Annotated in this window: 13 protein-coding genes; 8 read left to right on the forward strand and 5 right to left on the reverse strand. The window is 61.8% G+C overall.

What is annotated here, in order from left to right; genetic code table 11:
• Positions 1-3: 3 nt before the first annotated feature.
• Entirely contained in the window at positions 4-921 is a 918-nt protein-coding gene (locus tag HJB91_RS03300) for a helix-turn-helix domain-containing GNAT family N-acetyltransferase (RefSeq protein WP_221153437.1), read from the reverse strand.
• Positions 922-1,159: 238 nt separating this feature from the next.
• A complete protein-coding gene (locus tag HJB91_RS03305; RefSeq protein WP_221153438.1) occupies positions 1,160-1,879 on the reverse strand; it encodes an aspartate/glutamate racemase family protein in 720 nt (239 codons plus the stop codon).
• A 155-nt stretch (positions 1,880-2,034) separates the two neighbouring features.
• On the opposite strand from HJB91_RS03305, the gene HJB91_RS03310 reads away from it, so the two are divergent.
• The 5 genes from HJB91_RS03310 to HJB91_RS30530 all read left to right on the forward strand — a co-directional run bounded on the left by HJB91_RS03310 (position 2,035) and on the right by HJB91_RS30530 (position 5,185).
• The gene (locus HJB91_RS03310) at positions 2,035-2,499 is read left to right on the forward strand and encodes an Lrp/AsnC family transcriptional regulator (protein ID WP_210630708.1); all 465 of its coding nucleotides are present in this window, start codon (positions 2,035-2,037) and stop codon (positions 2,497-2,499) included.
• Between the two features lie 173 nt (positions 2,500-2,672).
• Positions 2,673-3,206: a BA14K family protein gene (locus HJB91_RS03315; RefSeq protein ID WP_221153439.1), complete on the forward strand. Its 534-nt coding sequence runs from the start codon at positions 2,673-2,675 to the stop codon at positions 3,204-3,206.
• 178 nt (positions 3,207-3,384) lie between these two features.
• Positions 3,385-4,650 carry an NAD(P)/FAD-dependent oxidoreductase gene (locus HJB91_RS03320; RefSeq protein ID WP_221153553.1) on the forward strand — a complete coding sequence of 422 codons (1,266 nt, stop codon included), beginning with the start codon at positions 3,385-3,387 and terminating at the stop codon, positions 4,648-4,650.
• Positions 4,578-5,009, forward strand: coding sequence for a LysE family transporter (locus tag HJB91_RS31100; RefSeq protein WP_311044432.1), 432 nt, complete (start codon positions 4,578-4,580; stop codon positions 5,007-5,009). The genes HJB91_RS03320 and HJB91_RS31100 overlap by 73 nt, the downstream gene beginning before the upstream one ends.
• On the forward strand, positions 4,892-5,185 hold the full coding sequence (locus HJB91_RS30530) for a LysE family translocator (RefSeq protein ID WP_282615061.1): 294 nt from the start codon (positions 4,892-4,894) through the stop codon (positions 5,183-5,185). The genes HJB91_RS31100 and HJB91_RS30530 overlap by 118 nt, the downstream gene beginning before the upstream one ends.
• 112 nt (positions 5,186-5,297) lie before the next feature.
• Here the strand turns inward: HJB91_RS30530 and HJB91_RS03330 are convergent, their stop codons facing one another.
• Positions 5,298-6,344: an NAD(P)-dependent alcohol dehydrogenase gene (locus tag HJB91_RS03330; RefSeq protein ID WP_210630712.1), complete on the reverse strand. Its 1,047-nt coding sequence runs from the start codon at positions 6,342-6,344 to the stop codon at positions 5,298-5,300.
• Between the two features lie 202 nt (positions 6,345-6,546).
• Between HJB91_RS03330 and HJB91_RS03335 the strand changes: the two genes are divergently transcribed.
• From HJB91_RS03335 to HJB91_RS03345, 3 genes are all read left to right on the forward strand, one after another.
• Positions 6,547-7,455, forward strand: coding sequence for an AraC family transcriptional regulator (locus tag HJB91_RS03335; RefSeq protein WP_210630714.1), 909 nt, complete (start codon positions 6,547-6,549; stop codon positions 7,453-7,455).
• A gap of 100 nt (positions 7,456-7,555) precedes the next feature.
• Positions 7,556-8,614, forward strand: coding sequence for a glycosyltransferase family 2 protein (locus HJB91_RS03340; protein ID WP_210630715.1), 1,059 nt, complete (start codon positions 7,556-7,558; stop codon positions 8,612-8,614).
• Entirely contained in the window at positions 8,614-10,296 is a 1,683-nt protein-coding gene (locus tag HJB91_RS03345) for a hypothetical protein (RefSeq protein WP_221153440.1), read from the forward strand. The genes HJB91_RS03340 and HJB91_RS03345 overlap by 1 nt, the downstream gene beginning before the upstream one ends.
• Positions 10,297-10,327: 31 nt before the next feature.
• Here HJB91_RS03345 and HJB91_RS03350 read toward each other — a convergent pair whose 3' ends face one another.
• Complete coding sequence (locus HJB91_RS03350) at positions 10,328-11,332, reverse strand: sugar-binding transcriptional regulator (RefSeq protein WP_210630719.1); 1,005 nt, start codon at positions 11,330-11,332, stop codon at positions 10,328-10,330.
• Positions 11,333-11,423: 91 nt separating this feature from the next.
• Positions 11,424-12,458, reverse strand: a complete 1,035-nt coding sequence (gene ugpC / locus HJB91_RS03355; RefSeq protein WP_221145472.1) for a sn-glycerol-3-phosphate ABC transporter ATP-binding protein UgpC — start codon at positions 12,456-12,458, stop codon at positions 11,424-11,426.
• Positions 12,459-12,572: the final 114 nt, after the last annotated feature.

A 12,572-nucleotide genomic window follows, 5' to 3' on the forward strand; every position in this document is an offset into this window, starting at 1 on the left:
AATTCAGAGATCGAGTACCCATGTCTGCCCGTTCGCCTCCGGGCCGAACATCTGATGTCTCTCCTCGGAGACAAGTCGGAAGCCGGCCTTGATGTAGATCGCGCGGGCCGTATCCAGCATGTCGTTCGTCCAGAGCGAAAGCTGGCGATAGCCCTTGTGTCTGGCGAATCGGATGCATTCCTCGACCAGTAGCTTGCCGAGCCCGAGCCCGCGGGCGGATTTGTCGACATAGAGCAGGCGCAGCTTGGCGATGCCGTCGCCGCCATTGGTGACGAGGACCGAGCCGATATTGACGCCGCCGCGCTCGGCGATCCAGCAATATTCCTTCTCGGGATCGAAATTGGCGAGGAATTTGCCGGCGACCTCGGCGATCAGCGCCTCAAAGCGCAGGTCCCAGCCATATTCGTCGGTATAGAAGCGGCTCTGGCTCTCGACGATCCAGCCGATATCGCCGGCGCGATGGGCGCGGATGATCGCCGGCACGGGCTTTGCCGCCGGGTCGAGCAGGACGCGGATCGTGTTCATGGCCGAGACGACAGCCTGCGGCTCGCTGGCTGCAAGCGTGTCGAAACGGGCGGCGATCTGCGCATTGGCGCGCCGGCCGAGTTCTTCGAACTCTTTGCGTCCCCGGTCGGTGACAGTGATGATCTGGCTGCGCAGATCGGCTGGATCGGCGCTGGTATCGATCAGCCCTTCGGCGCGGAAACGCTTGAGGATGCGGCTGAGATAGGCCGGATTGAGATGCAGGTCGCGGGCGAGTGCGGTGGCGCTGACGCCCGCATGCGAGCCGATCTCGAAAAGGATGCGGGCGTCCGTCAGTGCATAGGGCGAGTCGAGATAGGCCTTGTTCAGGAGGCCGAGGAAATTCGTGTAAAAGCGGTTGAAGTCGCGGGCGGTTTCGATGAGGGCGATGTCGGACATGGTGATCTCCAGGGGGAGATCTCGCCAGACTGCTGATAAGGCCCGCTCCTCGCTCGCCGTCATCCTCGGCCTTGTGCCGAGGATCTGCCACCCTATCGACCGGAAGCAGACGCTCGGGACAAGCCCGAGCATGTCGAAAGAAGGGTTGGCCGACTGAGTCAACACACTGACAATAGTCTCCGTATGAAGACTATTGTCATGCATTTAGTTGACTGAGTCAACTACATGTCGACCTGCATCAAGCGGCTTCCTCTTCCACTTCTTCCTCTGCGCCGAGGACGAATTCGACCGCAGCCCGGGCATGAATCGCCGTGGTGTCGAAGCCCGGCAGCGGCAGACGGTCGGGATCGAGGATCAGACAAATCTCGGTGCAGCCGAGGATGATACTGTCGGCGCCGTTTTCCACGGCGCGGTCGGTGATATCGATGAGTTTCTCGCGCGAGCGGTCATGCACCTTGCCGGCGCACAGTTCGTTGAAGATGATGTCGTGCACAGTGGTGCGGTCGGCGGCGTTGGGCACCATGATGTCGAGGCCAAGGTTCTTCATGCGGTCGGCGTAGAAGCCGTGCTCCATCGTGTAGCGGGTGGCAAGCAGCAGCGGGCGCTTGCGGCCGGCCGCATGCAGCGATTTCGCCGTTTCGTCGATGATGTGGATCAGCGGCACGGAAATCCTTGCCGCGACTTCCTCGGCGATCAGGTGCATGGTATTGGTGCAGATGAGGACGCAATTGGCGCCGGCGATCTGCAGGCGCAAGGCCACGTCGGCGAGGCGGCGGGCGGCTCCATCCCAGTTACCGGCCTTCTGAAGCGCGACGATCTCTTCAAAATTGACCGAATGCATTATGACCTCGGCCGAGGCGAGGCCGCCCTTGCGGGTGCGCACCATCTCGTTGACCAGCCGGTAATAGACCGCCGAACTTTCGAAACTCATGCCGCCGATCAGGCCGATCGTTTCCATCTCTTCATGCTCCCATGTTTCAACTTTTGGAAATGATGCCGCAATGCCGGCGCGGTGTGTTTGCGTTGTTTGTCCTGCTCGTCTAATGTGTGCTATTATTTTGCGCGGTTTGGAGTGATGGCGCAAAATTAAGGCGGAAGGTTCACTTCTCACACATGCTGGATGATCGCGACAGACGTATTCTCGATATGCTGCAGAAGGATGCGGGCATCTCCGTAACCAACCTTGCCGAGCGCGTAGCGCTTTCGGTGTCGGCCTGCTCGCGGCGCATCCAGCGGCTGGAGGAAAGCGGCCATATCGCCCGGCGCATCGTCGTGCTCGACCGCGAAAGGATGGGCGTTCCGACGACGGTCTTCGCGCTGGTGAAGACGGCGCATCATTCCGATGAATGGACGGAAAGCTTCCGCCGGATCATCAGCGACATTCCCGAGATCGTCGAGGCCCACCGGTTGACCGGCAATCACGATTACATCCTGAAGATCGTCCTGCCGCGCGTCGAGCACTACGACGTGATCTACAAGCAGATCGTGCGCAAGCTGGAACTCTTCGACGTCTCGGCGTCGATCTCCATGGAAGAATTGAAACATGGAATGGCGATACCCGTGGGTTACGCCCGGTGAACCGTGCCATGCGGAAAAAGTAAGGTCGGAATGCAGGAGGAGCCGATAATCCTCAGTGCCATCGGCAGCGATTAATTTGTCTCGATACGGAACGTTTTTCGTTATATTATGTTCACCTTTGGTTCAGGAGGAGGGGAGGATATTCCTCCTCTTGGAGGAAGAGGAGAACAGTCATGAGAAAGCTGGCAATCGTCACGTTGGCCTTGATCGTGGGTGCCCCCGGCGTCACGCCGGCTCAGGCGTTTCCGGCTATCAACCCACCCAGGATCGAAGCACAGCAGCAAATCGAGCAAGTGCAGTGGCGTGGCCACGGCGGTCATTGGGGTGGCGGTTATCATGGAGGCGGGTATCACGGCCATCATCACCACAATGGATCGGGCTGGGGCTGGGCCTTGGGCGGTCTAGCCGTTGGCACCATCATTGGCGGCGCGTTGGCGCAGCCCTATTACGGCTCGTACTACGGTTCACCCTACGGCTATTACGGTTCGCCTTACCGCTATTATGGCTCGCCCTACGGCTACTACCGCCGGCCTTTCGGGTATTACGGCGGCTATTATGGCCGGCCCTATCGGGCCTATGCGTCGTCTGCCTACTATGGAGGCAGCCACGAGAGCTGGTGCTATGCCCGGTATCGTTCGTACAGAGCGTATGACAATACCTTCCAGCCCTATTCTGGCCCCCGTCGTCAGTGCATCGGTCCCTATTGATCGGCACTGACGCCATCTGCGTTATGAACTGGTTTCAGGCCGCCCAACTTCTTCGGATCCGTCGGGCGGCCTTTTCGGCTGCGATCGGCGCAGGGGAGACATGCCGAAACGGCGGTTGGCAAGCTTTGCGCCGAGGCCCACATTGGCTTTCAGCGAAATGGCGCAAAAGGGGCAGGTCATGGGCGATCATCACGTCGTCGTTGTCGGCGGCGGATTCGGCGGGCTGCAGCTCGTCAACGGGTTGAGAGACGCAGGCGTGAAGATCACGCTCGTCGACCGGCGCAACCACCATCTCTTCCAGCCGCTGCTCTATCAGGTGGCGACGACCATTCTATCCACCTCGGAAATCGCCTGGCCGATTCGCCGCCTCTATGCCGATCGGCCCGACGTGACGGTGCTGCTCGGCGAAGTCACCGATGTCGACAGAGGCGCAAAGACGGTCTCGTTACGCAGCGGCATGACTCTGGGTTACGACACGCTGGTGCTGGCGACCGGGGCGACACATGCCTATTTCGGCCATGACGAATGGGAGCCGGTGGCGCCCGGCCTCAAGACGCTGGAGGACGCGACGACGATCCGCCGGCGGGTGCTGCTCGCCTTCGAGAAGGCGGAGATGGAGGCCGATCCGGCGATACGCGATGCGCTGCTGACCTTCACCATCGTCGGCGCCGGGCCAACCGGGGTCGAGCTTGCCGGCATTATCGCCGAGCTCGCGCATTTCACGCTGCCGGACGAATTCCGCAACATCGATACGCGCAAGACCCGCGTCGTGCTGGTCGAGGCCGGCCCGCGGGTGCTGCCGACCTTCGCCCAGGAGCTTTCGGCTTATGCACAAAAGGCGCTGGAGAAACTCGGGGTCGAGGTCCTCCTCGGCAAGCCGGTGACGGAGTGCGGCGCCGACGGCGTGCAGATCGGGGAGACCTTCATCCCTAGCCGGACGATCGTCTGGGCCGCCGGCGTTACGGCTTCGCCGGCCGCCCGGTGGCTTGACGTGCCGGCCGACCGGGCGGGGCGTGTGGTTGTCGAAAAGGATCTGAGCGCGCCCGGCCTGCCCGATGTCTTCGTCATCGGCGACACGGCCTCCGTGATGCGCGAGGACGGCAAACCGGTGCCGGGTATCGCACCCGCCGCCAAGCAGCAGGGCGCTTATGTCGCCAAGGTCATCCGCGCGCGTCTTTCGGGCAAGCCGGCACCGGCGCCCTTCAAATACTGGCACCAGGGCAGTCTGGCGACGATCGGCAAGAGTGCCGCGATCATCGATTTCGGCCGGATCAAGCTCAAAGGCTGGATTGCCTGGTGGATCTGGGGCCTTGCCCATATCTACTTCCTGATCGGCACCCGCTCGCGCTTCTCCGTCGCCTGGAGCTGGCTGTGGATTTATCTGAGCGGCCAGCACAGCGCCCGGCTGATCACTCAGCGGGAGACGATGCGGGAGGAGGGGTAGGCTGCTTCTTGGGGCAAGTCACAACCGTCCTTGCCGAGGCCATCCAGGTCTCGTTGCTGATCCTGGGCGTTGCCTCGTTGCTTCAAGCCTCGCCGCTTGCTTTCGACATTCTGCGCTGGGCGGGAGCCGCCTATTTGGCCTGGCTGGGCGCCAACCTTATTGCGGAGCAGGCCGACACGGCGCCGGCGCAAGGGCGGCGGCGCGGTCCGTCTCGACTGCGGCAGCGCTTCGCGAGGGTACGATCAACAATCTCACCAATCCGAAGGCGCTCGTCTTTCTCTTTGCCTTCCTTCCGCAATTCGTCAATCCTGAGAGTTCCTGGCCGGTGGCGGTTCAGCTTCTTGTTTTCGGGGCGGTGACGAAACTTTCAAATTTCGTCATCCTCAGTTCCGTCGCATTCGGCGCGAGCACGCTCGGCGGCTGGCTCTCGCGCCGTCCGATGCCGATCGTATGGCAGGAGAGGTTCGCCGGTATCATGATGGTCCTCCTCGGCCTCCGGCTCGCCTTTTCAGGGGATGCCCGAGTTGCCCGATAGCCGTCATCTTCAGCAGACACGAAGACCGCCGCCGAAGTCGAGCTTTCCGACTTCGGCGGCTGCCGGCATGTCACATTGGCGCGGCTGTCGGAGCAGCCGCCTCCCCCTATCTTCAGGCCGCCAGCGAGGCGATGTCGATGACGAAGCGGTAGCGGACGTCGCTCTTCAGGACGCGTTCATAGGCTTCGTTGACCTGGTCGATGTCGATCTTCTCGATCTCGGAGACGATGTTGTGCTTGCCGCAGAAATCCAGCATTTCCTGGGTCTCCTTGATCGAGCCGATCATCGAGCCGGAGATACTCTTGCGGCCGGGGATAATCGAGAAGGCGTGCACCGGGATCGGATTCTCCGGCGCCCCGACGACCACGAAGGAGCCGTCCACCTTGAGAAGGCCGAGATAGGCGTTCCAGTCGATCTCGGCGCTGACGGTGCAGATGATCAGATCGAACGTGCCGGCAAGCTTCTTGAAGGTTTCCGGGTCGTTGGTGGCGTAATATTCCTTGGCGCCGAGCTTCAGCCCGTCTTCCTTCTTGGAAAGGCTCTGGGAGAGAACGGTGATATCGGCGCCCATGGCCGAACCCAGTTTTACGCCCATATGGCCGAGGCCGCCCATGCCGACGATCGCGACCTTCTTGCCGGGGCCGGCATTCCAGTGGCGCAGCGGCGAATAGAGGGTGATGCCGGCGCAGAGCAGCGGCGCGGAGGCGTCGAGCGGCAGGTTGTCGGGGATGGACATGACATAGCCCTCCTTGACGACGATCGAGTCGGAGTAACCGCCCTGGGTGCGCGTCTTGCCGTCGGCTTCGAAGTCATTGTAGGTGCCGCTGAGACCCGGCATGTACTGTTCGCGATCGAGGTCGCGCTCGGCGCAGCCGATGCAGGAATCGACGAAGCAGCCGACGCCGACGCGGTCGCCGACCTTGAACTTGGTGACAGCGGAGCCGATGGCCGTGACGATGCCGGCGATCTCATGGCCGGGCACGATCGGATAGACGGCGTTCTTCCATTCGTTGCGGACGGTGTGGATGTCTGAATGGCAGATACCGGCAAACTTGATGTCGATGACGACATCATCTGGTCTGGGGTCGCGGCGCTCGAAGGTGAAAGGAGTCAGCGGCTTGGAAGCGTCGGTGGCGGCGTAGCCTCTTGCAATCGGCATGGGAACCTTCCTTTTCGTTTTGGGAGGGGTTGAATGGGATGGCGGACTATTGCCCGGAACGACGGGAGAGGGTTAGAGCGATCCTCTCAGCTTTTTGCACGATCCTGCAAAAGTGAGGCGCCTATCTGTTTGCGAAACGGCCGTGGCACTCTAGATAGAGACGGTATCGCCGGCTCAGACAGTTGACAGAAAGAGTTGCCGCATGACTTTGCCCTTCAGCCCCTATCAGGAAATCGTCGACATCGCGATGCGCTTTGCGCCCAGCGACGGCGAGTTCTCGACTGCCATCGGCAATCTTCATGTCAGTCGCCGGTCCAAGCCGAGCGATCCCTTGCACAGCAGTTATCGGCCCTGTTTCGCCTTCGTGCTGCAGGGCGCCAAGAGCCTGCAGCTTGGGACGGAGCAGATCAGCTACGGGACCGGCGATTATCTCCTGACCTCGCTCGACCTGCCGGTCGCTTGGCGGGTCACGGAGGCGAGCCCCGAGGTGCCGCATCTCTGTCTTGGGCTGGCAATCGATTCCGAGAAGCTGCTGGAGTTGCTCAGCCGCATCGACGTTCCGCGCCCGGCCGCCCATACCGATGGGCAGCGCGGGATGGTGGTGAACGTCGCGCCGCCGGAGCTGATGGATGCCGCCGTCCGCCTGCTGCGCTTGCTCGATCGTCCAGGTGACATTCCTGCCATGGCGCCGCTGATCGAGCAGGAAATCCTTTACCGGGTGCTGACCGGGCCGCACGGCGCGCGGCTGATCAACATCGCCACGGCAGACAGCCACAGCAACCGGATTGCGCGCGCCGTTGCCTGGCTGAAAGAGAATTTCGCGCGGCCGCTGCGCATCGAAGACCTTGCCGAGCGCGTCAATATGAGCGTGTCGTCCTTCCATCACCATTTCAAGTCGGTGACGGCGATGACGCCCGTCCAGTATCAGAAGCAGCTTCGTCTGCACGAGGCGCGCCGGCTGATGCTCGTCGAGCGGCTCGACGCGGGCACGGCTGGCCACCGCGTCGGTTATCAGAGCCCGTCGCAATTCAGCCGCGAATATAGCCGCCTCTATGGCGCGTCGCCGGCCCGCGATGTCGACGGCGTGCGCGAGATCATCGCGGCGGAATAGCGCTGAGGGGCGTCGGCGCGGCTGCCGGCCAGCCATTAAAGGATGTTTGACCTTTCCCGGCTAGGCTGGCGCCATCAAACAAGCAGGCACCGCCGTCCGCATGACGCAAGCACCGTTACTTTCCATCGTCGCGCCTTGTCATAACGAGGAAGACGGCCTGCGCGAATTCTGCCGCCGCGCCGCCGCCGCTGCGCAGAGCGTCGCCGGCGACGCCTTCGAGCTCATTTTGGTCGATGACGGCTCGTCGGACGGCACCTGGGAGATCATTTCGGATCTGGCGGCAAAAGTGCCGCAGGTGCTCGGCGTCCGTCTCCTGCGCAATCACGGCCATCAGCTGGCATCGACGGCCGGCCTTTCGGCGTCGCGGGGCGAGCGCGTGCTTTTGATCGACGCCGATCTTCAGGACCCGCCCGAACTGCTGTTGATGATGATGCCGATCATGGAGCGCGGCGCCGATGTCGTTTACGGCCAGCGCACGCGTCGCGAGGGCGAAACCTGGTTCAAGCTCGCCTCCGCGTCGCTCTTCTATCGCACGCTCTCGAGACTCGCTTCCGTGACCATTCCGCGTGACACCGGCGATTTCCGGCTGATGCGCCGGCGCGTCGTCGATATCCTGCTGGCGATGCCGGAGCGCGATCGTTTCATCCGCGGCATGGTCAGCTGGATCGGCGGCCGGCAGGTGGCTCTGCCTTACGAGCGGGACGCCCGTTTTGCCGGCACGACGAAATATCCACTGCGCAAGATGATCAATTTCGCGCTCGATGCGATCACCAGCTTTTCAACGACGCCGCTGCGCATCGCCACATGGCTCGGCATGATCAGCGCCGGTGTGGCGGTGGCGCTGCTCGTCTATACCCTTGTTCGCTGGCTGCAGGGCGAGACCGTCACCGGCTGGTCGTCGATCATGGCCGCCGTCAGCGTATTCAGCGCCATCCAGCTGATCTGCATCGGCATCATCGGCGAGTATCTTGGTCGTCTCGTCCAGGAGAGCAAGCGGCGGCCGATGTTCATCGTCGAGACGATCCTGCGGGGCAGCTACCATGCCGAACTGCCGACGGCTTTTTCGGAAATGAGCGCCGGCGACCGGCGCGCGGCGCTGGATTCGGCCTTCGCGCCGACAGAGCCGCCGCGGCCGCAAAGGAGCAACCGGACCAAATAATGAATCGAATTGCTGCGCCTATTCATGCCGCGGCCGGGCCGGAGGATTTGATCGCCCGGCAAGACTCCACCATAGCGATCGCCGTGTTCGTCACGCTTGCGGCTGCATTGGTCGGCCTGTTTCACTTCCCGCCGGTTCTCGACTACGCCAATCACTACGCCCGGATCTGGCTGCTTTCGGGCGGCATCGGCGAACAGCCGTTCCCTGAGATCTATGCGATCGATTGGAACCGCACCTTCACCAATGTCGGAATCGATCTTGTCGCCGTCTGGCTGGGGCCGCTCGTCGGCGCCGACAGGCTGGCGCGGGCATTGCTTTTTCTGGCGATCGTGTTGCCGCCGCTTGGTGCGATCGGGCTGCACCGCGCGCTGTTCGGCGGCCGGCACTACTGGCAGATCGCCATGCTCTCGTTTAGCTGGTGCGCCACGATGATCGGCGGCTTCATCAATTTTCAGATCGGCCTCGGCATGGCCTTGTTCTTCTCGTGCATCGATCTGCGGCTGCAGGGCGGAAATCCGGTCTGGATTTTTGCCTGGCGCCTCGCCGCCGCATTGCTGCTGACAGTGATGCACATCTTCTCGCTCGGGTTCTATATCGCCATCGTCTGCGGCCTCGAATTTTCCTGGCGCATCGACATATTGCGATCGAGGGTGGGGTTGGCAAGGCTTGCCGGCCGCTTGGCGCTCGTGGTCAGTGTCTGCGCCCTACCGCCGCTCGCTTTGTACCTCCGTACTGCTGCTTTACCGGATGCCGGCGGGAGCGGCCTTGGACTTGCCTGGAACGATGGCGTCATCCTGATCCTGATAAACATTGCCTCCGCCATCACGACTTATCTTCCGTTGGTTGACGTCGTGCTGATTCTGCCACTGATCCTCATCTGCACGCGGGCCGCACGGACGGGCGACATTCAGGTGCATGCAGGGCTCGCGGTCACCGCCTGCGGATTGTTGCTTCTTTCCTGTATTTCGCCACGACACGCTCTCGGCACCGGCTGGATCAGCTGGCGCTTTCCGATCATGACAGCACTCGTGGCCATGGCGATGGTGTGCCCGTTTGCCAATTTGACGCGCCGGCAGGCGCTGTCGCTGGCGCTGATCATCAACCTTGCGGTCTTCGGCCGAGCCGCCTGGATCGGCTGGAATTGGTGGCTGGCGCAGAAAGATGTCGCGGCTGTCGAGACTGCGCTGAGAAAGATGCCTGCCGGCGCGGCCGTGCTGCCCCTGGGGCATGAACCGGAGACCGCCAGCAGCCTTGCCCATTCCAATCGGCACTTCGCCTGGGGATTGGATACCTTCCGGCATCTGCCGACGCTCGCCGTGCCGTTCTCGCATGCTTTCGTGCCGACGCTCTTCACGGCAAAAGGCAAGCAGCCGCTTTCCGTCCTGCCGCCATGGTCTCATATCGCGGTTCCCGAGGGCAATCTGGTGTCGATCGGCGTACTTTCATGCCCGGCAATGATGCGGGAGTATGAGGGCTTTACGCCCTATCTTTCGGATTGGCGCAGGCGTTTCGATTTCATCCTCGTCGCCAATGCCGATATCCCTGACCGCTACGTCGGCAACTCAATGCCGGCGGGGCTGACGCTTATCGAGGATGCCGGTTTCGCCAAGCTTTATGCGATCGACAAGGTAACGCCGGCGGAGCCTCTCTCGCTCCCGGCCGGTTGCGCCAGGGCGTCTTAGACTTAGCTGCCGATGCCGTGCATGTCCGGCGCTACGAACTGCCGCTCGTCCTGAGCTCGCCAGCAAGCTGTTGTGCCTGTCGTGCAGTGTCTTCATCGCAAATCAACACGTTGCCGAGGCCGGACAGCAGCACGGCTGCGATAGCCTGCGCCTTGTTCCAGCCGCCTGACGCGAAGACGACATTGGGAATGGAGCGCAGAGCTTCCAACTCGGGAGCGATCGCGCACCTGTTTATCGCATGGTCGATCGGCCGCCCGATCTTATCGACGAACTGGCCGAGCACGTCGCCACAGGCACCGGCTGCGAGCAATTCCTCAATGTTGATGTTGCGCGGCAAGCCGTAGCGCATCAGCAGCGAACGCTCGGTCATGTCGCCGATGCTGAGCACGATGACGTCATTGGTCTCGATCTGTCGAAAGGCCGATTCAAAAACATCCTGTTGGATGATTGCCGTCCGCGATTCCGGGCTGCCGGCGTAGATCGGCGCAGCAAGATAGGAGCATTCGGCATTGAGCTGGCGAGCAAGGTCGCTCGCAATGTCAAAGGTATTGATTTCGATGCCGTGCGTCAGCCCGCCCATGACCGAATTGACGCAGATATCAGGCCGTTTGAGGGAGGGCATATGACGCACCATCTCGCGGAGCGTCGCTCCCCACCCGACGCCAACGCCGCGGATATTGCCGCCGTTCAGCAACTGGACGAGATAATCGGCGGCCGCCTGGCCGAGCAGGACGGGGATCAGTTCCGCATCCTCCGGCGTCGGTACGATAATTGCCCGATTGAGGTTGAATTCTGCCGCCAGCTGCTGCTCCAGGGCGATACAGGAGGTCAGCCGGGAATTGAGGGTGATCGTCACAAGGCCGGATCGGCGCGCCTCGGCGATGATCTTGTTGACGCGAAGCCTGTTGGTCGAAAGCGCTTCGGCGATTTCGCCCTGGGTGCGTCCCTCCATGTAATAGAGCCAGACGACGCGCACCTGCATCTGCTCGTCCGGCAGCGCAACGGGCGCGGAAGAAGCACTTCTGTTCTGTGACATGCAATAATCTGCGCCTCCGTTCGACGCCATGGATCTCAAATCCCCGGCGCTTGTCAATCGCAGGGGCCCGTCGTCGGCCGCTTCACCGCGGTCAGTCGGTTCGCCGGCCGGTCGACTTGTTGAAGGGATGCAAACCTTCCATGCGTACATGGCACGAAATGCGGTCGTGTTCCTGCAGACGCCGATCGCTAGGCACGCTCGCGACGATGTGCTTCCGGCTGTCGTCGATGCGCAGATGCACGTTGTTCTCATCGCCAACGGTTTCGATCAATTCGACATAGGCGTCGAACCGGAGATCATGCGCCGATCCGACCCCGAGGTTGATCGAACCAGGTCTGACGCCGACGAGATCGGTGTCTTTCGGAAGCGCGATGTCGCTGAGGCCGAGTTCATCCAGTTCGATCAGATTCATCGGCGGCGAACCGATGAAGCCGGCAACGAAGACGGTTTCGGGACGGCGATACACCTCGATCGGTGTCCCGATCTGCTCGATTCGGCCGCCGTTCATGACGACGAGCCTGTCGGCGAGGGTCATCGCCTCGAGTTGGTCGTGCGTCACATAGAGGCTGGTCGTCTCGAGCTGCCGCTGCAACCTGCGGATTTCGACGCGCATTTGCACGCGAAGCTTCGCATCCAGATTGGACAACGGTTCGTCAAAGAGGAAGGCGGCTGGATCGCGGACGATGGCGCGGCCCATGGCAACGCGTTGGCGCTGTCCGCCTGAGAGCTGACGAGGGCGGCGCTCGAGGAATTCGCCGATTTCCAGAATGTCGGCGGCGTCAGCGATCCGCCGGTCGATCTCGGGGCGAGGAACGCGGCGGTTCTTGAGTCCATATTCGAGATTCTGCCGAACGGTCATATGAGGATAGAGCGCGTAGTTCTGGAAGACCATCGCAATGTTGCGGTCGGCCGGATCGACACGGCCAACGTCGTTGCCTGATATCCTGAGGTGCCCGGAGCTTATGGCTTCGAGCCCCGCGATCATCCGCAGCAAGGTCGATTTCCCACATCCTGATGGCCCGACCAATACGATCATTTCGCCGTCCGCGACGGTCAGATTGATCCCTTTTACCGCGGGAACCGGTCCGTAATTCTTCCTCAGGTCGATCAGTTCGATAGCGGCCATGGCATCCTTCCTCCTGGATCGTCATACATTTGTAACATGCTATTGACATTTGTAACAAGTGACCCCAACCTTGTTTTATCGCCACTCTGGGAGGGGTTGACCGACGCTCGACGC

Origin of the sequence: Rhizobium sp. NLR10b (genome assembly GCF_019685435.1) — a bacterium.
Lineage (GTDB): Bacteria > Pseudomonadota > Alphaproteobacteria > Rhizobiales > Rhizobiaceae > Rhizobium.